Raw genomic sequence first — 26,427 nt, 5'->3', positions numbered from 1 at the left:
CGGTCGCGAGGCCGGCACCGGCGCCGAGGCCCATGGCGGCGAACGCCCAGGCGGTGACTCCCTCACGGGGGCCGAACCCGCCGATGTTCAGGGGCAGTCCCATAGCGAGCAGGGCGAGCACGGCCAGCGGCAGCAGGGCGGCAACGGAGGCGTCGGAGCCCGCGATGCGGGCGGCGAGCACGAACATCCCGAGGTGGCCGGCGAGGACGACGGCCGAGGAGAGCGTGACGCCGGGCCAGTTGCGGCGGGACAGCAGTGCCTCGCGTGCCTCGGCGAGGGTCGCGCGCAGGAGCCTGCCCCGGCGCGAGGAGGGGGCCCGGTTCATCCGCAGGGCCACGGCGACGGCGAGCGCACCGAGGGCGGCGAGGCCGACGACGGGGGCGAGGTGGCGGGCCTCGGCCAGCACCGGGGAGTCCATGGTGAGCAGTACGGCACCGCCGAAGACCGCCAACGCGATCTGACCGGCGACACGTTCGAGGACGACCGTTCGCACCCCACGGCCCATGTCACCGGCGCTCTGCCCGTGCCGCACCGCGCGGTGCACGTCGCCGAGCACGCCACCGGGCAGCGCCGCGTTCAGGAACAGGGCCCGGTAGTAGTCGGACACGGCCCCGCCGAGCGGCAGCCGGATGCGCAGCCCGCGGGCCACCAACTGCCAGCGCCAGGCGCTGAACACGGTGGTCAGCACGCCGATCGCGAGCGCCGCCAGCAGGGCGACGGCGTCGATGCGGCGCAGTCCGTCCAGGAAGACGCCGGTGCCGAGGCGCCACAGCAGGAGAGCGAGGATGGTGACACCGGCGACGGTGCCGAAGTGGGTGCGCAGGGCGCGCGAGTTGAGGACGGCGCGCAGGGCGGTACGCCACCGGGGGGCTGCCGGGTGAGCGGGCTCGGGCCGGGCCTCGGTCACGATCACGCCGATCCGGTCATGGGAGACGGCGGCTTCGGTCAGGTCCCTGGCGGGCACGCCGGCGGCTTCGAGGATCTCGGCCCGGGCCACGAGAGCCTCGGTCCGTGCCGTGAGCAGCTCGTCCCGGGTCTGGACCACCTCGGCCCGCAGGGTGCGGGCCCGGTGGGAGAGCGTGCCCGGCCCGGCCGGGTCCGCGGGTCGCCGTACGGGCAGCGGCGCCTTGGCGCGGCCGGTGCCGCGGGCCGGGAGGTCCGTGTCCGGCCGCACCGTCTCCACGCTCATGACGCTCCGCCCGTCGGGCGGGACAGCGCGAGCAGGTCGCTGTGGTGGACGACGACCTTCAGCTCGCCCGCGCGGCAGGCCTCCAGGCGGTCCTGGAGGTAGCGCTCGGCGCGCTCCTTCAGCTCGGGGCGCTCCTCGACGGCCGCACCGACCCAGCCGCGCAGCCACTGCGCGGTGAGCGCGGACTCGGCGGGGCCCAGGCGCCAGGCGCTGGGGTGCAGCCGTACCGTCGCGCCGCGTTCGGAGAACGCCTCGCAGGCGACGGTGACCGCGTCCGGGCCGAGCAGTCCGCCGCGCCGCTGGTGGGCGTTGAACGCGGCGGCGATCTCCTCGTCCAGCGGGTCGGAGGGGCTGAGTTCGACCCGGCCGGCCACGGAGAGGGTGAGCAGGGCGGGGCAGCCGGCGCCCGTGCAGGCCGCGGCGAGGGTGTCGATCTCCTCGCGGGTGAGGACGTCCAGGAGCGCGGAGGCCGTCACCAGGGAGGCGCCGGCGAGGGCGTCCGGGGTGAGCAGGCCGACGTCACCGCGGCGCGTCTCGACGGTGACGCGGCTGCCGTCGGCGGCGGAGCGCGGGGAGGCGACGGCCGCGAAGTGCAGCAGGTAGGGGTCCCGGTCGTGCAGGATCCAGTGCTGGGGGCCGTCCAGGCGGGACGCGAGCCAGCGGCCCATCGAGCCGGTGCCGCAGCCCAGGTCGTGGATGACCAGTCCGGCCTTGCCCGGCAGGTTGGCCAGCCGGATCCGCAGCGGGTCGAGCAGATCGCCCGCCCGTGCGGCCGCGTCGGGCCCTTCCCGCAGCTCCAGCCACTCGGGGGCGTAACGCGGAGCGTCGTCGGGTCCGGCGTCCCTGAGCCGTACGGTGGGACGCTCGCCGGGGCGGGTGCTGGGACCGGCACCGGGGATGACCGACTCCGTGTCGGAAGGGACTGTGGGCTTCACCGAGGGAACCTCCCGGGGCCCGGGCTGTGCCGGGATCTTCCCGCTCTGCTTGGTCGCCGTCTTCCTCATGCCGCCCTCCTGGGCTCGCTCGGGAGTCGGCCGAGTACTCCGGCCAGGCTGCGTGCTGTGGTGGCCCAGCCGTCCAGGGCGGCCCGCCGCCCCCGGGCAGCCGCCTTGAGCCGGCGTCGTACGTCCGCCTCGCCGAACCAGCCGCGCAGTTCGGCGGCGAGGGCGGCGGGGTCCTCCGGCGGGACGAGGATGCCGGGCACCCCGCCGTCGGGGGCGCGGCCGACCGCCTCGGCGACTCCGCCGACGTCGGTGGCGAGCACCGGGATGCCGCGTGCGAGGGCCTCGGTGACCGCCATGCCGTAGGTCTCGGCGTAGGAGGTGAGGACCATCAGGTCGGCGGCGTTGTAGCTGGCGTCGAGCTCGGCCCCGGCCTTGGGTCCCGCGAGGTGCAGGCGGTCCTGGAGGCCGTACTTCTTGATGAGCATCCGCAGATGCGCGACGTACTCGGGATCCTGGGTGATCCCGCCGACGCACACGCAGCTCCACGGCAGGTCCTGCGCGCCGGCCAGGGCCTCGATGAGCCGGTGCTGTCCCTTGCGGGGCGTCACCGCGGCCACGCACAGCAGCCGGGAGAGGCCGTCGGTGCCGGAGGCGAGGGGGGCGATGTCGGCGCCCGGGGTGGCGACGTGGACCCGCTCGGGGGCGAGGCCGTGGTGGGAGACGAGCCGGCGTACGGCCCAGTCGCTGGTGGCGATGACGGCGGGCACGGCCCGCAGCACCTCGCGCTCCCTGGCGTCGAGTTCGAGGGCGAGCCCGGGTTCGAGGCCGGTCTCGTCGCCGAGCGGCAGGTGGACCAGGACGGCGATGCTCAGCCGTTCCGCCTCGGGGACGATGATCTCCGGGACCCCGCAGGCGACCAGGCCGTCGATGAGGACGACGGTGTCGTCGGGCAGGTCCCGCAGGGTGCGGGCCAGCTCGGTACGGGCCGGTGCTCCCGGCCTGGGCCAGCTGCCGGCCACGGCGTGCCGCTCGACCTGCCAGCCGAAGCCGGGCAGGTCCAGACAGACCCGCCGGTCGTAGGCGTTGCCGCCGCTCGGCGCGGTCGGGTCGTCCACGCCGCCCGGCATCAGGAAGTGCACGGTCCGGAGGGACATCGGGATGATCTCGGCCTTCTTGAGAGCCGTGTGCTGTACGGGCACGTAGTCGAGTGTGGCCGCCCGCCCGGTCGTCATGTCGGTCACAGCGCACGCTCGTAACTCGCCCAGGCGACATGCGACTCGTGCAGGGTGACGGTCAGTCCCGCGAGCCCCTTGGCGCCCTCGCCCATCGCACCCTTCTCGATGCGCTCGGCGAGCCGGTCCGCGATGACCTTCGCCAGATACTCCGTGGAGGTGTTGACTCCGGCGAAGTCGGGTTCGTTGTCGAGGTTTCTGTAGTTCAACTCGCTGACGACGGCACCGAGTTCCTGGGTGGCCAGTCCGATGTCGACGACGATGTTGTCGTCGTCCAGCTGTTCGCGCCGGAACGTGGCGTCCACCAGGAACGTTGCTCCGTGCAGACGCTGCGCGGGCCCGAAGACCTCGCCGCGGAAGCTGTGGGCGATCATGATGTGATCGCGGACGGTGATGCTGAACAACGGACGACCCTCCAGGTGCGGCGCGTCTGGTCCCCGGCTGATCCCGGCCGGGGGATGCCGTGTAGTACGGCTCTCCGCTTCCCCGTGTTCAGCCGTATCTCACTCTTTTCTCAGGTCAGGCGCTCTTGCCGTACCTCACGAGGTGACAGAGGGCCGGAATTTCCCCACTGGCCAGCCCGGGCATCACCTCCGGTAGTTCTTCGAACGCGCTTTCCCCCGTGATGAGGGCGTCGAGCGCCGGATCGGCGAGCAGCTTCAGCGCGAGGCCGAGCCGGTCGCCGTAGCTGCGGTTGGCGCGGGCCGGGGAGACGGTGCCGACCTGGCTGCTGCGGATGACGAGGCGCCGGGAGTGGAAGGCCTCGCCGAGCGGCAGACTCACCTTCCGGTCGCCGTACCAGCTCAGTTCGAGGACGGTGCCCTCGGCGCTGAGGAGTTCCAGTGAGCGGGTGAGGCCCTGTTCGGTGGCGCTGGCGTGGACGACGAGGTCGCAGTCGCCGAGGGCGTCCGCGGGGGACGCGAAACCGACCCCGAGGGCCTCTGCGGTCCGGGCGCGGGCGGGGTCGGCGTCCACCAACTGCACCCGTACGCCGGGGAAGCGGGCGAGGAGTGCGGCGACCGAGCTGCCGACCATGCCGCCGCCGACCACCGCGATCCGGTCCCCTACCAGGGGCGCCGCGTCCCAGAGGGCGTTCACGGCGGTCTCGACGGTGCCGGCGAGCACGGCCCGGCGGGCGGGCACGTCGTCGGGTACGACCGTCACGGCGCTCGCGGGAACCACGTACCGCGTCTGATGCGGGTACAGACAGAAGACGGTCCTGCCCTTCAGCGCGGCGGGCCCCTCCTCCACCAACCCCACGCTGAGGTAGCCGTACTTCACGGGTCCCGGGAAGTCGCCCTCCTGGAACGGGGCCCGCATGGCCGCGTGCTGACTCTCGGGCACCTGGCCACGGAACACGAGTGTCTCCGTGCCCCGGCTGACTCCCGAGTACAGCGAGCGGACCAGCACCTCGTCCTCGCCGGGGGCCCCGAGGGCGACCTCCCGTATCTCGCCCTCGCCGGGAGAGCGGAGCCAGAACGCGCGTGCGGCGGCCTTCATCGAGAACCTCCTGAACGATCGGCAACCCGTGCACGTACCTCGTCACGTACCGAGATGTGCACAGGCCGCGCACAGTACGCGGCCTTGATCGACTCTGTCATCTGGCCGGAGGAATGTGCGGTGGCCCTGAACAACACTTACGAAGCAAGGCTGGTCCAGCAGGAGACCGCGGTGGGAGCGGGTCTGCAGATCCTGTTGCTGGCTCTGCTCGGCACGGCGATCGGCATGGGGCCGGCGGGCTGGCTGACCGGCCTCGCCTTCGCCGTCGCCACCTGGGCCGTGCTCTCCAGGGCACTGCACCGCACCCGGCCGCGCTCGTTCGGTCCGGCCAACCGAGTGACCCTCGGCCGCGCGACCCTGGTGGGCGGGGTCACGGCGCTGGTCGCGGACTCCTTCCAGGACTCCCCGCCGGTCACCCTTTTCGTCGGCCTGACGGCGGTGGCCCTGATCCTCGACGGTGTCGACGGAAAGGTGGCCCGCGCGACGGGCACCTCGACCCCGCTGGGCGCCCGGTTCGACATGGAGGTCGACGCGTTCCTGATCCTGGTGCTCAGCGTGTACGTGTCGATGTCGCAGGGCCCGTGGGTGCTGCTGATCGGCGCCATGCGCTACGGCTTCGTCGCGGCGGCCCGCGTCTGGTCGTGGCTGAACGCCCCGCTGCCGCCGAGCATGGCCCGCAAGACGGTGGCCGCGCTCCAGGGCATCCTGCTGCTGGTGGCCGCGTCCGGGTACCTGCCGTACACGGCGACCTTCGGGGTGGTGGCTCTGGCGCTGGGCACCCTGGTGTGGTCGTTCGGCCGGGACATCCTGTGGCTGTGGCGCACCCACCGGGCGGACCAGGCGGCGGTGGAGGAACTCCTGGACCTGGTCCCGGCGACCGCGCCGCAGGCTGTCGCCTCCTGAGCGGCTCAGCCCTTCAGCGGCACCCGGTACACCGTCGACTCGCGCTGCCGGAAACCCTGCCGCTCGTACAGCCGGTTGGCCGCCGCCCGGTCCGGGCGGGAGGTCAGGTCGACGGTACGGGCCCCGGCCTCCCGGGCGAGCCGGATGGCCTCCCTGATCAGCAGTCCCGCGATGCCCTGACCGCGAGCCGCGTGGTCGACGATCACGTCCTCGATACGGGCCCGCAGGCCCGCGGGCGCGGGGAACATGACGAGGGTGAGCGTGCCCACCACCGAGCCGGCCGCCGACCTGGCGATCAGCATGGTGTTGACGTCACAGGCCAGGATGCGGTCGAGCGCGGCGAGGTCGAGGGCCTCCGCCGCCGAGGACAACTGCGGCAGCATCCGCGCGAAGGCGTCGACGAGCTCCTGGTCCGCCTCCCGGGCGATCTCCACCCGAATGTCCTGAGTCTCCATGGGGTGGACCCTATCGCCGCGATCGCGGGAGCTACGGCAGATCCGATGCGCCGGGGCGCGTAAGCCGTCCGGCGCGTCGCAGCGAGGCGGCTGGAGGCTTCTGGCGGGGTTCCTGGCCAGGCGACCTGGCCGTCCGTCGGGTTTCCCCGACTCGGTACGGGCGCTCCCGGCTCGACCACCTGAACCGTCCGGCGAGTTCGCGGCCGGCATCCGAGCCATCCCGCCGCGCCCGTGGCCCCGGTCCTGGGGCTGGGGCTGGGGCTGGGGCAGGGCCGACGCCCGGAGGGGTTGCGGGCTTGGCCGGAGCCGAGCCGCCCTGGCTCGACTCGCTCGTACTTACCTCCGCGGCACCAACCCCACCGCCGCGACCGGCATCGCCGCCAGCAGCAGCCATGGCACCGCGGCCGGCAGTCCGCTGTCCAGCAGTGAACCGGTGACGGAGCTGCCGACCAGGACGATCAGGCCGGAGACCGAGGAGAGTGCCCCGGTGTAGAGGCCGAGCCGGCCCTCCTCCGCCAGGTCGGGGACCCAGGCCCGGGCCACGGGTGCGACGAGCATCTGCCCGAAGGTGAGCAGGACGACGAATCCCACCGAGGGCAACAGGCCAGCCGTACCGGTCCAGTCGGCCGGACGGGACAGCGCCACGACCGCGAATCCGGTGCCGATCAGCAGCAGTCCGGCCACCATGGACCGGCGCAGCGAGAGGCTGGAGCCGACCCAGCGGGTGACGGGCAGCTGCGCGGTCACCACCAGCAGCGAGGACAGCGCGAACAGCCAGGCCAGCGCCGACTGCGAACCGGTCGCACGCTCCACCTCGTCGGGAAGGGCGAGGTAGAGCTGGTTGTAGGCGAGCAGGTAGGCGCCGTACGCGCAACACAGCGCGAGAAAGCGGCGGTTGCGGACCAGCGCTCCCAATCCTCCTTTCAGCCCCACCCGTTGGCGCCCCGGTATGCGCTGCGGCAGCATCCACGCGTGCCCGGCGAGGACGAGGACGAAGATCCCGGCCCCCGCCAGACACACCGTTCGGAAGTCCACCGACAGCAACAGCGCGCCGAGCAACGGCCCGACGAAGGCACCGGCCTGCCCGGCGACCGTGAACAGCGCCAGAACACGGGTGCGTTGACCGCCCGCCGCCTCGTGGACGACGGCCTGCCGGGCGACCTCGGACTCCACCGCCGGCGAGAACAGCGCGGCGGCGAACCCGATGAGCAGGACGGCCCCGATGACCGCCCCCGGCTGTTCGGCGTACCCGAGCCAGGCGAACCCGGCGATCCGCAGCACGCATCCGGCGAGGACGACCGGCCGGATCCCGTACCGGTCGGCGAGCGCCCCGCCCACCACGAACAGCCCTTGCTGGCTGAAGGTCCTGAGCCCCAGTACGAACCCGACCAGCCAGCCCGCCATCCCGACGGCCTGCCCCAGGTGTTCGGACAGAAAGGGCAGCACGGCGAAGAAGCCGATGTTGAAGGCGAGTTGGGTGAGGATCAGCAGCCGCAGCAGCGGGGAAAGCCTGGCGGCGGTCCTCGGCGGAGCCAGGGGCGTCGATGTCATCAGGCCTCCACCAACGCCCGTGCGGAACTGGGTTGTTCAGTCCTCGTAGCGGTACGGCGACCTGCGCGCCGTCGCGGCCACCGCACCCCGCCCGCCGCGCTCACCGCCAGCGCGCCCAGCAGGGCGAGTGCGGCAGCGGGGGCGAGGACGGCCCAGGGGGCGCGTTCGGCGTAGGGCTGGTTCTCCGCCAGGAGCAGGCCCCACTCCGGGGCCGGCGGCTGGGCGCCGAGGCCGAGGAAGCCGAGCGAGGCGAGGGCCAGCGCGACACCGGGCAGCCGCAGCAGGGCGTGCCGGGTGACGGGCGGCAGGATCGCGGGCAGCAGTTCGTACCGCAGGAGGTACCAGCGGCTCGCGCCCAGACCTCGGGTGGCCGTCAGATGCGGGGTGGCGTGTTCCTGCCGGAGCAGCGAGGAGGTGTGCGCGGCGAGCGCCGCCCAGGAGACGGCGGCCACGGCGAGCGCGGGCGTGGCGGCCCCGCTCCCGGCGACGGCGGTCACGAGCAACGCGGCGAGCACCGGCGGTACGGCGTTGACGGTGTCGACGAGCGGCCCGGACAGCCTCGGCAGCAGCCCGAGCAGGACGCCGACCACCAGTGCGGTGACACTGATGGCGAGGGCGACCAGCAGGGTGTCGAGGGCCCCGTGCGCCACCCGGGCGAGCAGGTCCCGGCCGAGCGCGTCGGTGCCGAACGGGTGCGCCCGGGAAGGGGGTCGGAGGCGGGCTCCGGTGTCGAGTGCGAGCGGGTCGCGGAACAGGCCGAACGCGACGACGCCGGCCAGGAGGCCGCCGTACACGAGGGGCAGGGTGCTTCGAGTGGTCCGGCGCGGTCGGTGCAGGGAGTCCAGGGCGCCGTCGCGCAGGGCCGGGCCGGCCAGGTGGCGGACGGCGAGGGCGGCGAGCCGGGTGGCGGTGACGGCGAGGAGCAGGAGGGCGAGGGTGCCCGCCTGGAGGACGGGCAGGTCCTGCGCGAGGGCCGCTTGGAGGGTGGTGCGGCCGAGGCCCGGGATGTCGTAGATCTGCTCCACGGCGACGGAACCGGCCGTGAGGCCCACGACGAACAGGCCCAGGTTGGGCAGCAGCGCCGGGATGCAGCGGCGGACCGCCTTGGCGGCGACGGTACGGCCGCGCAGTCCGCGGGCCTCCGCCGCCTGCGCCCAGGGTTCGGCGAAGGCGCCGGGCAGCAGGTCGTCGAGGAGGCGCCCTAGCACGGCCCCGGCGGGCAGACCGAGGGCGAGGGCGGGCAGCACCGTCCACCGGGGGCCGTACCAGCCGAGGGCGGGCAGCCAGCCGAGCTGTACGCCGACGACGGTGGCGAGCACGGAGGCGGTGAGGAACTCGGGCAGCGCGGCGAGCATCGCCGAGGCTCCGCCCCCGGCCCGTCGCCCGTCGAGGCCTCGGCGGGCGCCGAGCCACAGCGTGCGGGCGCACACCAGGGCGGCGGTCGCGGCGGCGATCACGAGCGCCACCGCCACCAGCAGCAGGGAGACCCCGAGCGCCTGGACCACGGTCGGGGTGACCTCGGTGCCGTTCAGCCACGACCGGCCGGCGTCGCCGCGGGGCAGCCCGCCGAGCCATTGGCCGAGCAGGTGCAGGGGGCCTTGGTCCAGGCCGAGTTGGGCCCGGATGTCGGCCAGTACCCGCGGCGTCGGGTCACGGTCCGCGGAACGCGCCTTGAGGACGGTGAGCGCCGGGTCGGTGCGGGACAGCCACGGCAGCAGGCCGATCCCGCACACCAGGGCCGCCGCGAGCAGGACCCGCCACAGCAGGGTGGCCACTCGGTGCCCCATCGATCAGCGTCGCGTTCCGGTGCCGACCAGGGTCCGCTCGTACGGGTCGAGCAGCACGCCCCGGACGTCGGTGGCGACCCCGGCGATGATCGCCTGGTGGGCCAGTGGGACCACTGCGTCGGTGCCGAGGATCGCCGCCTCGGCGCGCAGGGCCGCGTCCTGCCGCTCACCGGTGTCGGTCACGGCCTCGGCCTGTGCGACCGCCCGGTCGACCTTGCCGTCGCACAGCCGGGCGAGGTTGTAGCCGCCGTCGCAGGTGTAGTCGCTCGCGAGGACGCCGACGGGGTCGCCGGTGTCGACGAGGCTGTTGCGGGCGCCCACGAAGGCGTCGAACTTCCCCGCGAGCGCGTCGCTCTCGAGCCGAGAGTACTCACGTACGACCAGGGTGACCTTGAACCCGGCCTTCTGGAGCTGCTGTTGGAGGACCTGGGCGACCTCGGGGAGTTCGGGCCGGTTGTCGTAGGTGGCGAGGGTGACGGAGGTGCCGTGGGGCTTGGCGGCGGTCGCGCGTCCGGTGGGCGGTACGCGTCTGCCCTCGGCCCAGGTCACAGCGGGTCCGTAGATGCCGGCGCCGGGATCGGCGTACTCCTCGAAGACGCCCTTGACGAGGGCGAGGCTGTCGACGGCCTCCCGGGCGGCGGCGCGCAGCTTCGGGTCCCTGAACGGGCCGGACCGAGTGTTGAGTTGGAGGCTGGTGGTGCGGGTGGTGGCGGTTTCCTCGAGGGTGGCCTTGTCGAGGGTGGCCGCCTGGGCGACGGGGATCGCCTCGGCGATGTCGACCTGGCCGCTGCGCACGGCGTTGGCGCGCGCGGTGCCGTCGGCGATGAAGCGGGCGTCGATGCCGGAGGCCTGGGCGAGGCCTCCCCAGTAGTCGTCGTAGCGGTCGAGGGTGGCGGAGGTCGAGCCGGTGACCTTCGTCAGCTCGAAGGGGCCGGAGGCGGTGCCGACCGGGTCCACTTCGCCCGGGGCATAGGCCTTGGGGGCGAATACGGCGAGGCCGGGGCTGGACAGCCGGAGCGGCAGGACGGGGTCGGAGGTCCTGGTGGTGATGCGTACGGCGTCGCCCGCCGCCTCGGCCGTCAGGGTGACGCCGGACAGGGCGGCCGGGAGGGGCCTGGCCTCGGTGGCGTGGGTGAGGGCGGCGACGACCGCGGCCGGGGTGACCTCGGAACCGTCCTGGAAGGTGGCCTCGCGCAGGGTGAACAGCCAGGTGCGGTCGTTCTCGCGGCGCCAGGATTCGGCGAGCGCGGGGGCCGCTGCGCCGTTGGCGTCGAGGGCGGTCAGGCCCTCGGTGACGCCGAGGCGGCTGAGGAGGGTGGCGTCGGCGCCGTACGGCGAGAGGTTCTCGGCGGGCGGGAAGGCGAGGGCGACCCGGAGGCGGGAGCCGTCGCTCGCGTCACCTGCCAAGTCGCCGCCCTGGGAGGCGAAGCAGGCGGTGAGCAGCGGGGCGAGCAGGAGGGAGCCGAGTGTGTGACGGCGGCGCATTCCGGTCACCGTCCCATCGGTATCTCGAAGTGGACGACGCTGCTCGCGCCGCCTGTGGTCTCGCGCTCGTCGTGCACGACCTTGCCGAGCGAGTGCCAGAAGGGTTCGGCGCCCGGGACCGCCGGGTCGGTGTGCAGATACACGGAGCGGTAGCCGCCGTCGGCGGCCGCGAAGGCGAGCAGTTCGTCGACCAGGCGGCGGGCGAGGCCGCGCCTGCGGTGCTCGGGGCGGACGTAGATGCGGCGCAACTGGGCGGTCTCGCCGCAGGGGTAGCGCTCGGCCAGCTCGCGCGGGTTCGGCGGGTGGGCGGGGCCGCGGGAGTCGAGGGCGCCGGTGGCCACGACGGTCCCGTCCTCCGGGTCGAGCCCGACGAGGAGGGTGTGGCGGGGCGGGACGAGATAGGCGGCGGCCGGGTCGATGATGTCGCCGTGCCAGCGGGGCACGTATCCGGTTCCGAAGTCGCGGTAGACGGTGTCGAGCATCACGGCTCGCGCACCGTCGAGGTCGTCCGGGCTCGCCGCCCTGATGCTGTATTCACGCACTTGCACATCATATGCATTAAGCCTTTCGACATGATCGCGGGGGCGATTTGACAGTGATCGAACGCACGCCATAGAACCTACCAACATGACATCCATTTTCAAAAAGACGGAGCGGTAGTGCGCATCGCGTTCGTCGGCAAGGGCGGCAGCGGCAAGACCACCCTGTCCGCCCTCTTCTCCCGCCATCTGGCACGTTCCGGCGCACCGGTGCTGGCCGTGGACGCAGACATCAACCAGCATCTCGCCGAGGCGCTGGGCCACCACGGGGACGAGGCCCTGGACGCCCAGCCGTTGGGCGCTCATACGGCCGAGATCAAGGACTACCTGCGCGGCACCAACCCGCGCATCGCCTCACGCGAGGCGATGCTCAAGACCACTCCGCCGGGCCGCGGCTCACGACTGCTGCGGCTGCTGGGCGACGACGAACTGCACTCCGGACACGTCCGGCGCGTGGGCGACGTCCCGCTGATGGTGACGGGCGAGTTCGAGGAGAGCGACCTCGGCGTGGCCTGCTACCACTCCAAGCTGGGCGGAGTGGAGCTGTACCTCAACCACCTGGTCGACGGACCCGGCGAATACGTCGTCGTCGACATGACGGCCGGCGCGGACGCGTTCGCCTCGGGTCTGTTCACCCGCTTCGACCTGACCTTCCTGGTGGCCGAACCCACTCGCAAGGGCGTGTCGGTCTACCGCCAGTACCGCGACCACGCACGGGAGTTCGGAATCCGGATCGCCGTGATCGGCAACAAGGTGGCCGGCGAGGACGACCTGCTCTTCCTCAAGGAACACGTGGGCGACGACCTGTTGACCCACCTGGTCCAGTCGCCCTGGGTACGCGCCGCCGAACAGGGCCGCGCCGACGGTGACCTGGACGCGCTGGAGCCTCACAACCGGCACGCGCTGACGATCCTGCGCGAGGCGGTCGACTCCCACCCCCGCGACTGGACGAAGCTCCACCACCACGCGGTCGAGTTCCACCTGCGCAACGCCCGCTCCTGGGCGAACGAGGCGACCGGCCTCGACCTTGCCGCCCAGGTGGACCCGGACTTCGTACCGGGCCCGACTGCCGTCGTCTGACCTCTCTCTCAGTGCCCGACAACAGGACAGGAACCCCCTCACATGTCTCTCGACGTCTCCCCGAAGCTCCTCGCCGAAGCCGAACAGGGCACCGTCCGCGAGGAGGACTTCGTGGCCACGGTCCGCACGTCCCTCCCCTACGCCTACGACCTGATCGCCTCCCTCGCCGCCGAACTGCGCTCCGGCCAGGTGGAGTTCGCCGACAACCAGACCCCTCCCCCGTCGGAGCGGGAACGCGGCCAGCTGCTGCGCGCCCTGGCGAGCGACGCCATCCGCGGCAGCCTGGAACGCCACTTCGGCGTGGCCCTGGCCTTCCAGAACTGCCACCGGGTGGCGGCGTTCCGCCCCGAGTCGCTGGACGGCGAGACGTACGCCCGCTTCACGTCGGTGCGCTCTCAGGTGCTGAACCAGTCACCTGAGTTCAGGGACTGCTGAGCAGACCTCGTGCGCGTGACGAAGGGCCGGGCGGTGCTACCGCCCGGCCCTTGGTTCCCTTACCAGGGACTTCCGTCCCGGCCGTCACCGAGCCGAGGTCACCGCCGGCGCCGGCGCATACCCCGTCGGCCGGGCCGTGAACGTGCCGCGGCCCTGGGTCCGGCTGCGCAACCTCGTGGCGTAGCCGAAGAGTTCGGCCAGCGGCACGGTCGCCGTGACGACCGCCGAGCCGCCGCGCGTGACCGAGCCCGAGACCCGGCCGCGGCGGGCGGCGAGGTCGCCGAGCACCGCGCCGACGGATTCCTCGGGCACGGTGACCGTGACCTCGGCGACCGGTTCCAGGAGAACCATCGCGCAGGCGCGCAGTGCCTCCCGGAGGCCGAACCGACCCGCCGTACGGAACGCCGTGTCCGACGAGTCCTTCACATGGGTCGACCCGTCGGTGAGGGTCACGCGCAGCCCGGTCACCGGGTGGCCGCCGAGGGGGCCCTCGGTCAGGGCGTCCCGGCAGCCGGCCTCGACCGCGCGGACGTACTCCTGCGGGACGCGCCCGCCGACGACCGTCGAGCGGAACTCGAAGCCCTGCTCGGCTGGTTCGACATCGAGCACGACATGGGCGAACTGCCCCGCCCCGCCGTCCTGTTTGACGTGCCGGTGGACCAGCCCGGACACCCCGCGCCCGACCGTCTCGCGGTGACTCACCCTGGGCCGACCGATGTTGAGCGCGAGGCCGTGCTCACGCCGTACCTTCTCCACCGCGACCTCCAGATGCAGTTCACCCATGCCGGACAGCAGAGTCTGGCCCGTCTCGGCGTCCGTGCGGACGACGAGCGAGGGGTCCTCCTCGGTCAGCCGGGCGAGCGAGGAGGCCAACCGGTCGGTGTCGACGGACCGTTGGGGTTCGACCACCACGGACACGACGGGCTCGGCCGCGCTGGGCGGTTCGAGCACGAGCGGGGCGTCCGGCGCGCACAGGGTCGAGCCCGCGCGGGCCGACTTCAGTCCGACGACGGCGACGATGTCGCCGGCGACCGCCCGCTCCAACGGGGCGTGCCGGTCGGCCTGTACGCGCAGGATCCGTCCGATGCGTTCGGTGCGGCCTGCGCCCGCGTCCCACACGGTGGCTCCCTTCTCGATCGTTCCCGAGTACACGCGTACGTAGGTCAGCCGTCCCGTGGCCGTGGCGTTCACCTTGAACGCCAGCGCCGCGAGGGGCGCCGCCGGGTCGGCGGGCCTCTCCTCACCGTTCCCACCGCGTACGGCGGGCACGTCGAGCGGCGACGGCAGGTACGCCACGACAGCGTCCAGCAGCGGCTCGATGCCGCGGTTGCGGTAGGCCGAGCCGCACAGGACGACGACCCCGTCGCCGCTGTGGGTGAGGTCCCGCAGGGCGGCGGTGAGGGTGTGGGCCGAGAGGGTCTCCCGGTCGCAGAACTCCTCCAGGGCCGCGGGGTGGCGTTCGGCGACTGCCTCCTCCAGGAGCCGGCGTCGCCTGCGCGCTTCCTCGCGCAGAGCGGCGGGCACCGGTCCGTCCTGCGCCGTCTCACCGGAGTCGGCCCAGGTCAGCGCGCGCATCCCGATCAGGTCGACGACGCCGGTGAAGGCGTCCTCGCTGCCGATGGGCAACTGCACGACCAGCGGCGCCGGGTGCAGCCGCCGTCGGACGGACTCGACGGCCGCGTCGAGGTCGGCGCCCGCGCGGTCAAGCTTGTTGACGAACGCGATCCTCGGCACACCGTGCCGGTCCGCCTGCCGCCACACCGACTCGCTCTGCGGCTCCACACCGGCGACCGCGTCGAACACCGCGACCGCTCCGTCGAGCACCCGGAGCGAGCGTTCCACCTCGTCGGCGAAGTCGACGTGCCCCGGGGTGTCGATCAGATTGAGGCGGTGCCCGTCCCACGCGCAGCTCACGGCCGCCGCGAAGATGGTGATCCCGCGGTCCCGTTCCTGCGGGTCGAAGTCGGTGACGGTGGTGCCGTCGTGGACCTCGCCGCGCTTGTGCGTGGTTCCGGTGGCGAACAGGATCCGCTCGGTGACGGTGGTCTTGCCGGCGTCGACGTGGGCGAGGATGCCGAGGTTGCGGACGACGGCGAGCGGGTCGGGGTGGTGGGTGCGCATGGCCCATGGCCTTTCAGGTGCTGTGATGACAGGGCTGCGCGATGGCCCGTACGACGACATGACGGCACGTCACATACGCGTGCCGCGGCGGTGCTTGACCGTTCAGACAGTCGTCGCGGGCATCCGGTGCCGGGCGCGCAGCGGGCACCGGAGGGTCGAGGACACGAGGATCACGTCGTACGACGTCCGGGGAACGGCGACAGCTGTGCGCACGCACATGGCCGTACTCCCCTCACTCGTCGTCCTTGGTGATGGCGAGTGTAGGGAGCCGGCCGGGGTCGGTGCACCGGGTTTTCCGCGGTCAGCGGCGCAGGCCCTGGAGGCCGTCGTAGGCGGACATGACGAGGTCCATGCCACGGGTGTCCTCGGCGGGTTCACGCATCTGGTCGGTCGCGTACGCGACCACCATGCGGGCCTCGGGGTCGATCACGACCAGGGAGCCGCCCCAGCCGCCCCAGCCGAAGGAGGTCCCGAAGAGGCCGAAGCCGAGGCCGTACCGCTGCGTCATGCCGATCACGCGATCCTCGCCGCTGAACTGCTCCTCGCGGGCCCGAGCGGCGCCGGCGGCGGACAGCAGGCGTACGCCCCTCACCGTGCCTTCGCAGGCGAGCGCGGACTGGACGAGCGCGATGGAGCGGGCGTTGCCGAAGCCGCCGGCGGCGGGGATCTGGGCGCGCCGCCACGACACGCTGTTGCCGTCCCGGACACGGAGGGCGGTCCCGGTGGACGGTGTCGCGTCAGGACCCGGGTTGGCGGCGCCCGCGGTGTAGTCCTCGTCCCGGCCGGGCGGCGGGACCGTGAGGGCGACCCGGTGATCGTGCTCGGCGGAGAGCCCGATGTGGAAGTCGGCTCCGAGGGGCCCGGTCACCTCCTGGGCCAGGAACTCGCCGACGGTGCGGCCGGTGATCCGGCGCAGGACCTCGCCGACCAGGAAGCCCTGGGTGAGCGAGTGGTAGCCGGCCGCGGTGCCGGGTTCCCACAGCGGTGGCTGGGCGGCGAGCCGGGCGGTGGCGGCCGGCCAGTCGTAGAGCTCCTCGACCGGGCCTTCCCAGTGGGGCAGACCGGCGGTGTGCGACAGCAGGTGCCGTACCAGCACCTTGTCCTTGCCGGCGGCGGCGAACTCCGGCCAGTACCGGGCGACCGGGGCATCCGTGTCGAGATCGCCGCGGTCGGCGAGGATCAGCGCGCACAGCGCCGTCATCGTCTTGGTGGTGGAGAAGACGTTGGTGATGGTGTCCCGCTCCCACGGGGCGGTCCGGTCGGCGTCGGCGAAGCCGCCCCAGACGTCCACCACCGGTTCACCGTCCACGAAGACGGCCACCGAGCCGCCGACATCCCCTTCGTCCAGCAGCGCCGCCAGCCCGTTGGGTACCGCGGAGAACAGATCGTCGTACGTGCCCTGGATGTCGGCCATGCCGGGTATTGAGCACCTGGCGGGCGGGCCGGGTCAACCGGATTTCGCCGCCGGTCCCCCGGATGGGCCCTCACCAGGGCTGCAAGGATTCTTCAAGGCCGCGGCAAGGCTTTTGACGCGACGCAGGGGCACCCCCGCACCGAAACGATTCCGCGATCCGCGATCACTCGACAACGGGGGTACCGATGCTGCACGACACCGAGAACACGCCGAGAACCGTCGCGGCCGGCCACGGGGACGACAGGGCCCAGTGGCTGACACTGCCCGGCTGCAAGCGCGTCCTGGTCGTCGTCCACACCGAGGTGTACGGCCGGCGGCTGGGGGACGTGCTGCCGCTGCTCACCGCCGACCTGCGGCTCCAGGTGTACTTCACCATCGCACCGCACGCGTTCAACGCGGGTGCCGCCCGTGCCGTGCCCGGGCCCCTGCCCGACGGCAGTGTGCTGCCCTGGGAGCAGGCGCTCGGCATGCGGTTCGACCTGGTGCTGGCCGCGGGCTCCCAGGGGGTGCACAGGCTGCGCGGCCCGCTGCTGCGGCTGCCGCACGGAGCGGGCCACATGAAGCTGTCGCGGCTCGCCGACGGCCGGGATCCGGGAGCGGCACGCACGGTGGGCGGGCTGGGCAGGCGCTACCTCGTGCGTGACGGACGGGTGGTCCCCCGGGCGCTGGCGCTGGCCCACCGGGACGAGCTGGCCAGGCTGCGCCGCTGCTGTCCGGAGGCGCTGCCGGTCGCGGAGGTGGTCGGCGACGCGACGTACGACCGGATCGTCGCGAGCCTGCCGTTGCGCCACCGGTACCGGGCTGCGCTGGGGGTGCGACGCGGCCAGAAGCTCGTGGTGGTCTCCTCCACCTGGGGCACCGGCTCGGCCTTCAACCGGCTCGACACCCTGCTGCCCAGGCTCCTCACCGAACTCCCGGGAGACGAGTACCGGATCGCCGTCCTGGTCCACCCCAACGTCTGGTCCTGGCACGGCATCTGGCAGGTACGGTCCTGGCTGGCGGCGGCCGAGCAGCGGGGCATCGCGGTCGTACCGCCCGACACGGACTGGCGTTCCTTGATCATCGCCGCGGACTGGGTCCTCGGCGACCACGGATCCGTGACGCTCTACTCGACCCTCACCCGGGCGGCACTCCTGCTCGCGCGATTTCCCGCGGACGACGTCGACCCGGCCTCACCCGGTGCCGAACTGGCCTCACTGGCACCGGCGTTGAGCCCCTCCCACACGCTGCCCGAGCAGCTCGCGTACGCCCGCACCGCCGGTCCGGCCACACGGTACGACCGGATCGCGCGCCGCATCTCCTCCGAACCCGGGCGCGCCGGGCACAACACCCGTCGGCTCATGTACCGGCTGCTCGGACTGGGCGAGCCCGCCTGTGAGCCGTCGCTGCCCGTGGTCCCGCTCCCGGCGCCACTGTGGGACACGGGCCGGAACCGGGTGTCGGCATGAGTGACCTCCTCGTCGTCGCACTGGACGGCGGTGCGGCCGAGGTCTGGCGGGAGTGCGCCGACGTGCTGTACGGCACCCGTCCCCTGCCCGCCACGGCAGCGCTGCGGTTGTCCGCGCTGGTGCTGCGGCGCTATCCGGGCGCCGTCCTGGTACTGGTCCCCCGGCTGGGCGGCGGATTCGTCGCCCTGGTGCGGAGCACTCCTGCGGCGACGCCGACCGCGCCACGAACCGGGCTCAGCCAAGGACTCGCAGGCGGTTCTCCAGCCGGTCCCGGTCCCGGTCGCTGACCGGGCGGTAGCGGGCCAGGGACCGGGCGTACCAGTCCCTGGCCCGTTCGAGGTCACCCCGCTCCTGGGCCGCCTCGCCGAGCATCTCCAGGACGTGCCCCTGCCAGTGCGCCGAACCGGCCTCCTCGAACTCGGCCAGAGCCCGCAGGAGTACTCGGTCGGCGGCCTCGTGCCGGGTGCCGTCGCGGCGGGCCAGCGCCCGGCCGAGCAGAGCCAGTGCCCGGGCGGCGTCGTAGGGATCGTTCGCCTCGCGCAACTCGGCGCGGGCACGCTCGAGTTGGCGTACGGCTTCGTCGGGCCGGCCGGCCGCCAGGGCCGTGTCGCCGAGGCTGAGCCGGGTCAGTGCCGCTCCCCGCCGGTAGCCGATCTCCTCGCGCAGGGCCAGGGCCGCGGTGAAGTGGGTGCCCGCCTCCTCCAGCCGCCCCGCCAGCCGGTAGGTCTGGCCCAGGCCGTGCAGCGCCTGGGCCTCGTTGCGGCGGGCCGCCGTCAGAGCCTCGCCCGCGGGGCGGTGGGCCACCTCCTCGCGGGCCAGCTCCCGTGCCTGCCGGAACCACGACAGGGCCTCCTCCAGGCGGCCCACGTTGCGCAGACCGGTGCCGCCCGAGGTCAGCATGCGGCTGACACCGTCCCGGTCACCCGCGCGGCGGGCCGACGCCAGGCCGATCTCGTGGGCCTCGACCCAGAGCTCGTAGGGGCGCAGGCGCAGGAACAACGGCCACATGGCGTCGGCGAGTTGCCAGGCGCAGGGGTGCCAGCCGCGGTCCGCGGCGGTGCGCAGGACGGCCATCAGGTGGTCGCGTTCCGCGTCGAGCCAGCGCAGCGCCCCGGTGGCGTCGGTGAACGGCGGGGGGACCGGCGGACCGGTGTAGTCGCGGTTCAGGGTGCGGTGGCTGGGGGTCAGCAGGGCCTCGGCAGCGGTGGCGGCGCGCAGATGGAAGTCGACGACCCTGCGCAGGGCACTGGAGACGGCTGTGTCCGTCTCGGTCCCGGCCGCGCACTCCCTGGCGTGTGCCCGGAGCAGGTCGTGGAAACGGTAGCGGTCGAGCCCGGTCCGTGGGTCGGGTCCCAGGTCCTCCACCAGATTCGCCTCGGCGAGCTCGTCCAGCAGACGGTCCGCCTCGTCGGGCTCCGTGCCGCAGACGGCCGCCGCGACCGGCGGCGTGAACGCGGTGAACGGCAGAAGGCTCAACCGGCGGTAGGCGGCGGCCGGTTCGGGAGCGAGAAGGCGGTACGACTCCTGGAGGGCGGCGCGCACGGCGGACTCACGCCCCACGCGGAGTGCGTCCAGCGGGCCGGTTCCCTCTCCGTCGCTCAGCGCCCTCGCCATCGCCGCCAGTGGCTGACGTGGCCGTGCGGCCAGGCGAGCGCCCGCCACGCACACGGCGAGCGGCAGGTTCGCACAGGCACGCGCCATGGCCCGCGCGGCCTCGGGTTCCCGGCGTACCCGCTCGGCGCCGAGTCTGCGGCTGAGCAGTTCCACGGCGTCCCGGGTCGCCAGGACGTCCAGGGGGACGAACGCGGCGCCCTCCAGCCCGAGACCGGTCAGCCGGTTGCGGCTGGTCACCGCGGTGACGGCGGCGACCGAGCCGGGCAGCAGGGGACGTACCTGGGCGGCGCTGAGGGCGTTGTCGAGGAGGAGGGCGATCCGCGCGTCGGCGGTGACCGAACGCCATAGGGCGGCCCGTTCGTTCAGTTCCGCGGGTACCTCGGTGCGGCCCAGGGAGCGCAGGAGGTGCCCGAGCAGTTCGCCGGGGCGGGCGGGGCCGTCGGGAGAGTGGCCTCGCAGGTCCGCGTACAACTGCCCGTCGGGGAAGGAGTCGGCTCGCGCCAGCAGCCAGCGCCTGGCCAGGGTGGTCTTCCCGACGCCCGCGGGTCCGCTGACGACGGCGACGACAGGGCTGTCCGGCGCTGCGCCCACCAGGCGGTCCAGTCGCGCCAGTTCGTCGTGCCGGTTGGTGAAGTGGCGCGGGACCGGCGGTAGTTGGCGTGGCACGACCGCGGTTTCACCGGAGGGTGGACGGGGCGCGGGGTGGAAGTGCACCCCGCCGGTGATGTCGCGCGCCTGGACCACCGGGCCATCCACCCCGGCCGACGCTCCGACGGTGTTCGCCACGTGGTCGTGCCGTTCGGAGGTCGCGACACCGAGGGCAGCCGCGGCCCAGCCGCCCAATCGTTCGGCGAAGTCGGGCCGGAGTTCCGCCTGCCGCACCAGGAGGTCGGTCAACTCCGGCACCCGCGTCCCGTCCTGCGGGTCCGAGGCGTACCGGACGATCCGGTCCCGGACCGAGTCGGCGAGCGCGGGCGGTAACCCGTGCTCCACGAGCCGCACGAGCGCCCGCCGCGCCTCGGGCCGTCGGAAAGCCACTGCCAAAGCCGCCGACAATTCCGCGCCCGTCAGCTCATCCATGCGCGACACTCCCCCTCGTCCCGGCGCCGGTGTCCCGCGTCCTACCCGGCACCTCCCGGAACCAGACCGATTGAGCACAGCCGGCGTCCCGATCAGAGAGAATTGGCCAATATTAAGTTCAAGTAGATTCCATATTTGAACGCTTATTGACCGCATGCGACTCTTGCTTTCACCGGGCACAGGCCGACCGCTGGACGGAGGCACTGGTGGAGTGGGAGATTCGCGTACTCGGGCCGGTCCAACTGCGCGCAGGACGGCACGTCGACGCGCTCGGTTCGGCCAAGGAACGCCTGCTCCTCGCAGCCCTCGCACTCGACGTGGGCCGTCCGGTCTCCCTCGACACCCTGATCCACCGGCTCTGGGACGACACCCCGCCCAGTCGGCCAGGTGCGAGTCTGCACGCCTACGTCGCCAGGATCCGCCGCCGGCTGCGCCTCCTCGGAGCCGGTGAACCGCTCGTCCAGCAGGCCCACACCTACACACTCGACCTCGACGCCGACCGCGTGGACTGCCACCGCTTCCAGAACCTGACCGCCCAGGCCCGCTCCCTGAGTCACGGCGGCAACGACACCGAGGCCCTCCGGCTCCTGGCCGAGGCGGAGGAGCTCTGGCGGGGAGAACCTCTGGCGGGACTGCCCGGACAGTGGGCGGAGCACATCCGTGGCCGCCTCACGGAGCGACGGCTGCCGACCCAGCTGATCCGCACCGCCGCCGAACTACGCAACGGGCACTTCGCCGACCTCGTGCCCGACCTCACCGCCCTCCTGGCGGAACGCCCCACCGACGAACTGATCGCCGGCCTGCTCATGACCGCCTCCTACGGCTGCGGCCGCCAGGCGGACGCACTGCGCGTCTACGACTCGGTACGGCGCCGCCTGCGAGCGGACCTCGGCGCCGACCCCGGCGAGGAACTGACCCGCTTACAGCGCCTCATCCTCGACGGCGCCCCCGTCCAGGCCCTGCTCCCCCGCGCGGAGTCCGCGGTGTCCGCCCCGCAGACCCTGCCCGGTCATGCCGAACTGGTGGGCCGAAAGGACGAGTTGGCCGCCATCCTGCACAACGCCGTTGCCGGGTCGGCGACGTCGGTGATCGCGCTCCAGAGCGTGTCGGGCATGGCCGGAGTGGGCAAGACGTTGATCGCGTTGCACGCCGCCAGGCGCCTGGCGCCGCACTTTCCGGACGGTGCCGTCCATCTCGACCTGGGCACTCATGCCTTCGAGTCGTCCCCGCTCACTCCCGAGGCCGCGCTCACCGCGCTGATCCGCGCCTTCGGGGTTCCCGCGTCCGCTCTCCCCCACGACCGTGAGGGCCTCGTCGGACTGTGGCGCGGCCTTCTCGCCAACCGCCGCGCCGTCGTCGTCATCGACGACGTCGCCGGCCCCGAACAACTGCGGCCCCTCCTGCCGGGCGCCTCCCGGTCCCTGATCATCGTGACCAGCCGCCGCAGGCTCACGGGCCTGCCCGGCATCCGCTCGATCCAGCTGGACATCCTCCCGCCGCAGGACGCCATCGCGCTGTTCCGGACCGTGGCGGGAGAGGAGCGCACCCGCCGGCACAACGAGGTGGCGGACATCGTCCGGTTGGCCGGCCATCTGCCCCTCGCCGTGGAGCTCGCCGCAGGCCGGCTGGCCTCCCGGCCCTCCTGGACGACGGCCCATCTCCTGCGCAGACTCACGCATGGCCAGGGCCGGTTGAAAGAAATACGGGACGGTACCCGCGGAGAGATCGGCCGGGCTTTCGACGTGTCGTACCGCACACTCAAGATCGAGGAACAAACAGTTTTCCGATTCCTGGGACTGCGGTTCGGAGCCGATATCGACGTGTACGGCGTCGCGGCCCTGGCCGGTCTTCCGGTGGCCGCCGCGGAGGACGCACTGGAGGGCCTGCTTGATGCGCACCTGATCAGAGAACCAGCGCCCGAACGTTTCGCCCTGCATGATCTCCTCGGCGAATACGCGCGTGCCCTCACGCTGTCCGAAGATCCGGAACCGGTACGCGGCCGGGCGGTCGGCCGACTGATCGATTTCTATGTACAGGCATCCGAGGCGGCAGACCGGATGATCTATCCACGGCGTCTGCGGCTGGACCGTCCCGTCGCCCCTTCCCGGCACCCACTGCCTCCATGGGAGGACGCGCCCGCGGCCCGAAGGTGGCTGTCGGCGGAGTGCTCGGCGCTCCTGGCCGCCGAACGTCACTGCCGCACGAGCGGGCACCCACAGCCTGCCGCACTGCTCGCGAGCGCGCTGGCCGCCTTCCTCGACGACGAAGGCCACTCCGGCGAGGCCCAACGCCTGCACGCAGGCGCGGTCCAGTACTGGCATGACACCCGGGCACGGCACCGCGCGGTCCTCGCGTCGATCGACCTCGGCAACGCACTGTCACACGCGGGCCGCTACGAGGAGGCGCACAGCGCTCTGCGCCGGGCGCTCGTCGACGCCGGGGAGCTCGGTGCGGCCGAAGCGGAGGCCGAGGCCCTGCACCGGCTCGGTGTACTGCACTGGAATCTAGGCCGGCTTTCCGAGGCACTCGAATTCCAGCGGGAGACCCTGCGCAAACGCCTCCTGTCGGGAGATCCGTGGCAGCTGGGCCGCGCGCGGAACAACCTCGGAATCACCCACCTGTATCTGGGAAATTTCGAGGAGTCCCAACAGTATTTCGACACGGCGCTCACGGATTTCCAGACCGTCGCGGACAGACGTGAATACGCACATGTCCTCAATAACCTCTCCGACCTTTTTCTCCGCAAGGGCGATCCACAACGCGCACGCCATCTGCTCGAGAACGGCCTCGAAGTCCTCACGGAAACGGGAGTTCCGTCGGAGCGGGCCATCACCCAGGTGAATCTGGCCAGCACGATGAAATCACCCGACGATCTGGCTCACATGCTGGACCTGTTCAACGACTCCCTCGCGACCTTCCGTCGGCTCGGCGACCGTCGCAACGCCTCGGAGACTCTGCACGCCATGGGCAGGGCGCTGTACGCGGCGGGGCGCTTCGGGGAGGCGGCCGCCCGTGAGCAGCACGCCCTGGACCTCGCAAGAAGCGTGGGCGCCGCCCATGAGGAGGGACAGGCGCTGCACGCGCTGGGGCTCGCCGAACACCGGCTCGGCCGTCGGGCCTCGGCTCTCGCACACCTCAGCGAGGCCGTCGAGATAGCCGACCGCGTGGGCGCGGCACACGAAGCGGCACAAGCACGGGAGAGCCTGCGGTCGGTACAGACCGTCTATCAGACCGAGGGCCCGCCGAATAGCCCCTCGCGCGAGAAAGCCTCGTGATTTGCGTAATCGACAGCCGACATGTATTCACTTCCTGCCAGGACAGACGGCATAGTCTGTCTACTCACGAGTAAATAGAGCAGGAAGCAAAATGCCCCAAGGCAAGACCCTCAAGGTCGCCCTCGCGGGTGCGGCCGCAGTACTCATCGGCTTCTCCACCTTCGCGCTCGGAACGACCATCTGCATTCCGAGCGTCGCCGCCGCGACCTCTCCCGCCTGAGCAAGTCCGGTGCGGCGATGTGCTTTCTATCGCCGCACCACCCCTCTCCGACCCGAGGGGGACGCCGGGCGACAGGTCCGGCCACGATCGACGTACGTCGCCGCACAACGCGAAAGACCCCACGGGACGTGGGGTCTCAGCTGTGTGTCCGAGGGGGGACTTGAACCCCCACGCCCGATAAAGGGCACTAGCACCTCAAGCTAGCGCGTCTGCCATTCCGCCACCCGGACCAGGTGTCTGCCGCCTTGACGGGGGTGTTCCCCGGGGCGACACGCACAACAATACCAAGCTTTCGGAGTGCCCTTCACCTGCATATCCCTCCGCAGCGAGGCCGTGACGACAGTATTCTGTATACTGTCGTCACCCCAATGGCCCCGGCTCGGAGGCGACATGGAAGATCTGGATTCCGCGGTGGTGCTGGGCATGGCAGACCAGGCACCCGACGGCATAGTGATCACCGACAGGGAAGGGCTCATCCGCTACTGGAACCGGGGTGCGGAGCGCATCTTCGGGTTCGCGGCGGCCGACGTGACGGGGCGAAGCCTGGACGTCATCATTCCCGAGCGGCACCGCAAGCGGCACCAGGAAGGCTTCGACGCGGCCATGGAGCGGGGGTCCAGCAAGTACGGCGACGCGGATCTGCTGAACGTGCCCGCGCTGGCGGCGGACGGCCGCAAGCTGTCCATCGAGTTCAGCGTGGTCCTGCTGTCGGGCCCCGACGGCAGCCCCTACTGCGGCGCGGTCGTCCGGGACGTCACCGCGCGGCGCGAGCGGGAGCGGGAGCTGATGCGGCGCCGGGCCGAGGCTTCGGTCTGAACCCCGGAACACACCGAGGGGCCGTGACCCGCGAGGTCACGGCCCCTTCCGCGCAGCGCTCAGACGATGACCCCGCTCTCCTTCAGCCGGCCGATGGTCTCCTCGTCGTAGCCCAGCTCCACCAGGACCTCGGAGCTGTGCTCACCGAGGAGCGGGGCGCCGACGACCTCCGGCTTGAAGGAGGAGAACTTCACCGGGCTGCCGACCGTCAGATAGGTGCCGCGGCCCTTCTGCTCGACCTCGACGACCGTGCCGCTCTTGCGCAGGTCCTCGTCGTAGGCGATCTCCTTCATGCTCATCACCGGGGCACAGGGCACCTCCCACTCCCGCAGGATGTTCACCGCCTCGTACTTCGTCTTGTCCGCGAGCCACTTCTCGATCTCCTCGAAGATCTCGAAGATGTGCGACTGGCGGGCGCGCGCGGTGGCGTACTCCGGGTCCTCGGCCCACTCGGGACGACCGATGACCTCGGCGGTGCGCTTCCAGTTCTGCTCCTGGACGGTGAAGTAGATGTACGCGTTCGGGTCGTCCTCCCAGCCCTTGCACTTGAGCACCCAGCCGGGCTGGCCGCCGCCGCCCGCGTTGCCGCCGCGCGGCACCACGTCGGTGAACTCGCCGTTCGGGTACTGCGGGTACTCCTCCAGGTAGCCGACCCGCTCCAGGCGCTGCTGGTCGCGCAGCTTGACGCGGCAGAGGTTGAGCACGGCGTCCTGCATGGAGACGGAGACCTTCTGGCCCCGGCCGGTCTTCCCGCGGTCGATGATCGCGGTGAGGATGCCGATCGCCAGGTGCATCCCGGTGTTGGTGTCGCCGATGGCGGCGCCGGAGATGGTGGGCGGGCCGTCCCAGAAGCCGGTGGTGGAGGCGGCGCCGCCCGCGCACTGGGCGACGTTCTCGTAGACCTTGAGGTCGTTCCAGGACGACTGGTCGTTGAAGCCCTTCACCGAGCCGAAGATCAGGCGCGGGTTGAGCTCCTGGATGCGCTCCCAGGTGAAGCCCATGCGGTCCAGGGCGCCCGGCGCGAAGTTCTCCACCAGGACGTCGGCGTCCTTGATGAGCTTCTCCAGGACCTCCTTGCCCTCGGCGGTCTTGGTGTTGATGGCGAGGGAGCGCTTGTTGCTGTTGAGCATCGTGAAGTAGAGCGCGTCCAGCTCCTCGATGTCCCTCAGCTGACGGCGCGTCACGTCGCCGCCGTTGGGGCGCTCCACCTTCAGGACGTCGGCGCCGAACCAGGCGAGCATCTGCGTGCAGGCGGGACCGGCCTGGACCCCGGTGAAGTCGATCACCTTGATTCCGGCGAGCGGCTTTTCACTCATGTGTGCTTCCTTTTCGTGAAGGT

At 72.2% G+C, this 26,427-nt stretch carries 21 protein-coding genes, 1 tRNA gene and 1 pseudogene; 8 read left to right on the top strand and 15 right to left on the bottom strand.

Features of this window, described 5'->3' with window-relative positions:
• Positions 1 to 16: 16 nt before the first annotated feature.
• From ABZT93_RS31560 to ABZT93_RS31540, 5 genes and pseudogenes are all read right to left on the bottom strand, one after another.
• Positions 17 to 1,189 (bottom strand): annotated as a pseudogene (locus ABZT93_RS31560) (lysylphosphatidylglycerol synthase transmembrane domain-containing protein); the annotation flags it as partial.
• Complete coding sequence (locus ABZT93_RS31555; protein ID WP_356111107.1) at positions 1,186 to 2,193, bottom strand: class I SAM-dependent methyltransferase; 1,008 nt, start codon at positions 2,191 to 2,193, stop codon at positions 1,186 to 1,188. The pseudogene ABZT93_RS31560 and the gene ABZT93_RS31555, both read right to left, overlap by 4 nt.
• Complete coding sequence (locus tag ABZT93_RS31550; RefSeq protein WP_356111105.1) at positions 2,190 to 3,374, bottom strand: glycosyltransferase family 4 protein; 1,185 nt, start codon at positions 3,372 to 3,374, stop codon at positions 2,190 to 2,192. The genes ABZT93_RS31555 and ABZT93_RS31550 overlap by 4 nt, the downstream gene beginning before the upstream one ends.
• Positions 3,371 to 3,769 carry a 6-carboxytetrahydropterin synthase gene (locus ABZT93_RS31545; protein WP_356111103.1) on the bottom strand — a complete coding sequence of 133 codons (399 nt, stop codon included), beginning with the start codon at positions 3,767 to 3,769 and terminating at the stop codon, positions 3,371 to 3,373. The genes ABZT93_RS31550 and ABZT93_RS31545 overlap by 4 nt, the downstream gene beginning before the upstream one ends.
• Positions 3,770 to 3,884: 115 nt before the next feature.
• A complete protein-coding gene (locus ABZT93_RS31540; RefSeq protein WP_356111101.1) occupies positions 3,885 to 4,865 on the bottom strand; it encodes a zinc-binding alcohol dehydrogenase in 981 nt (326 codons plus the stop codon).
• A gap of 120 nt (positions 4,866 to 4,985) precedes the next feature.
• Here ABZT93_RS31540 and ABZT93_RS31535 point away from each other — a divergent pair, with 120 nt between their 5' ends.
• Positions 4,986 to 5,768, top strand: coding sequence for a CDP-alcohol phosphatidyltransferase family protein (locus ABZT93_RS31535; protein ID WP_356111192.1), 783 nt, complete (start codon positions 4,986 to 4,988; stop codon positions 5,766 to 5,768).
• 5 nt (positions 5,769 to 5,773) lie between these two features.
• Here ABZT93_RS31535 and ABZT93_RS31530 read toward each other — a convergent pair whose 3' ends face one another.
• The 5 genes from ABZT93_RS31530 to ABZT93_RS31510 form a co-directional block, all read right to left on the bottom strand.
• Complete coding sequence (locus ABZT93_RS31530) at positions 5,774 to 6,223, bottom strand: GNAT family N-acetyltransferase (protein WP_356111100.1); 450 nt, start codon at positions 6,221 to 6,223, stop codon at positions 5,774 to 5,776.
• Positions 6,224 to 6,559: 336 nt separating this feature from the next.
• The gene (locus tag ABZT93_RS31525; protein WP_356111098.1) at positions 6,560 to 7,774 is read right to left on the bottom strand and encodes an MFS transporter; all 1,215 of its coding nucleotides are present in this window, start codon (positions 7,772 to 7,774) and stop codon (positions 6,560 to 6,562) included.
• The gene (locus ABZT93_RS31520; RefSeq protein WP_356111096.1) at positions 7,774 to 9,561 is read right to left on the bottom strand and encodes an ABC transporter permease subunit; all 1,788 of its coding nucleotides are present in this window, start codon (positions 9,559 to 9,561) and stop codon (positions 7,774 to 7,776) included. Before ABZT93_RS31520 ends, ABZT93_RS31525 begins: the two co-directional genes overlap by 1 nt.
• A 3-nt stretch (positions 9,562 to 9,564) precedes the next feature.
• The gene (locus ABZT93_RS31515) at positions 9,565 to 11,046 is read right to left on the bottom strand and encodes an ABC transporter substrate-binding protein (RefSeq protein ID WP_356111095.1); all 1,482 of its coding nucleotides are present in this window, start codon (positions 11,044 to 11,046) and stop codon (positions 9,565 to 9,567) included.
• A gap of 5 nt (positions 11,047 to 11,051) precedes the next feature.
• A complete protein-coding gene (locus ABZT93_RS31510; RefSeq protein ID WP_356111094.1) occupies positions 11,052 to 11,588 on the bottom strand; it encodes a GNAT family N-acetyltransferase in 537 nt (178 codons plus the stop codon).
• Positions 11,589 to 11,705: 117 nt separating this feature from the next.
• Here ABZT93_RS31510 and ABZT93_RS31505 point away from each other — a divergent pair, with 117 nt between their 5' ends.
• On the top strand, positions 11,706 to 12,665 hold the full coding sequence (locus ABZT93_RS31505; RefSeq protein ID WP_356111093.1) for an AAA family ATPase: 960 nt from the start codon (positions 11,706 to 11,708) through the stop codon (positions 12,663 to 12,665).
• Positions 12,666 to 12,707: 42 nt separating this feature from the next.
• Positions 12,708 to 13,100, top strand: coding sequence for an SCO5389 family protein (locus ABZT93_RS31500; protein ID WP_356111091.1), 393 nt, complete (start codon positions 12,708 to 12,710; stop codon positions 13,098 to 13,100).
• 84 nt (positions 13,101 to 13,184) lie between these two features.
• Here ABZT93_RS31500 and fusA read toward each other — a convergent pair whose 3' ends face one another.
• A complete protein-coding gene (gene fusA, locus ABZT93_RS31495) occupies positions 13,185 to 15,221 on the bottom strand; it encodes an elongation factor G (protein ID WP_356111089.1) in 2,037 nt (678 codons plus the stop codon).
• A 301-nt stretch (positions 15,222 to 15,522) separates the two neighbouring features.
• Positions 15,523 to 16,635: a serine hydrolase domain-containing protein gene (locus ABZT93_RS31490; RefSeq protein WP_356111087.1), complete on the bottom strand. Its 1,113-nt coding sequence runs from the start codon at positions 16,633 to 16,635 to the stop codon at positions 15,523 to 15,525.
• Positions 16,636 to 16,820: 185 nt separating this feature from the next.
• Between ABZT93_RS31490 and ABZT93_RS31485 the strand changes: the two genes are divergently transcribed.
• On the top strand, positions 16,821 to 18,083 hold the full coding sequence (locus ABZT93_RS31485; RefSeq protein WP_356111086.1) for a hypothetical protein: 1,263 nt from the start codon (positions 16,821 to 16,823) through the stop codon (positions 18,081 to 18,083).
• A complete protein-coding gene (locus tag ABZT93_RS31480; protein ID WP_356111084.1) occupies positions 18,080 to 18,370 on the top strand; it encodes a hypothetical protein in 291 nt (96 codons plus the stop codon). Before ABZT93_RS31485 ends, ABZT93_RS31480 begins: the two co-directional genes overlap by 4 nt.
• On the opposite strand, the gene ABZT93_RS31475 is transcribed toward ABZT93_RS31480, so the two are convergent.
• Entirely contained in the window at positions 18,318 to 20,690 is a 2,373-nt protein-coding gene (locus ABZT93_RS31475; protein ID WP_356111083.1) for a tetratricopeptide repeat protein, read from the bottom strand. The genes ABZT93_RS31480 and ABZT93_RS31475 overlap by 53 nt on opposite strands.
• 293 nt (positions 20,691 to 20,983) lie before the next feature.
• On the opposite strand from ABZT93_RS31475, the gene ABZT93_RS31470 reads away from it, so the two are divergent.
• Together ABZT93_RS31470 and ABZT93_RS31465 are read left to right on the top strand one after the other, a co-directional pair.
• Entirely contained in the window at positions 20,984 to 24,052 is a 3,069-nt protein-coding gene (locus ABZT93_RS31470; RefSeq protein ID WP_356111081.1) for a BTAD domain-containing putative transcriptional regulator, read from the top strand.
• Between the two features lie 91 nt (positions 24,053 to 24,143).
• Positions 24,144 to 24,272, top strand: a complete 129-nt coding sequence (locus tag ABZT93_RS31465; RefSeq protein WP_356111079.1) for a hypothetical protein — start codon at positions 24,144 to 24,146, stop codon at positions 24,270 to 24,272.
• Between the two features lie 145 nt (positions 24,273 to 24,417).
• On the opposite strand, the gene ABZT93_RS31460 is transcribed toward ABZT93_RS31465, so the two are convergent.
• Positions 24,418 to 24,502: transfer RNA gene (locus tag ABZT93_RS31460), tRNA-Leu, on the bottom strand.
• Between the two features lie 160 nt (positions 24,503 to 24,662).
• Between ABZT93_RS31460 and ABZT93_RS31455 the strand changes: the two genes are divergently transcribed.
• Complete coding sequence (locus tag ABZT93_RS31455) at positions 24,663 to 25,088, top strand: PAS domain S-box protein (RefSeq protein ID WP_020123843.1); 426 nt, start codon at positions 24,663 to 24,665, stop codon at positions 25,086 to 25,088.
• Positions 25,089 to 25,147: 59 nt separating this feature from the next.
• Here the strand turns inward: ABZT93_RS31455 and frc are convergent, their stop codons facing one another.
• Positions 25,148 to 26,404 (bottom strand): formyl-CoA transferase, encoded by a 1,257-nt coding sequence (gene frc / locus ABZT93_RS31450; protein ID WP_356111077.1) that lies wholly within the window; start codon positions 26,402 to 26,404, stop codon positions 25,148 to 25,150.
• Positions 26,405 to 26,427: the final 23 nt, after the last annotated feature.

The organism is Streptomyces sp. NPDC005303 (assembly GCF_040607335.1).
In the GTDB taxonomy this organism is placed as follows: domain Bacteria; phylum Actinomycetota; class Actinomycetes; order Streptomycetales; family Streptomycetaceae; genus Streptomyces.
This window is presented reverse-complemented; position numbering and strand designations above follow the sequence as displayed.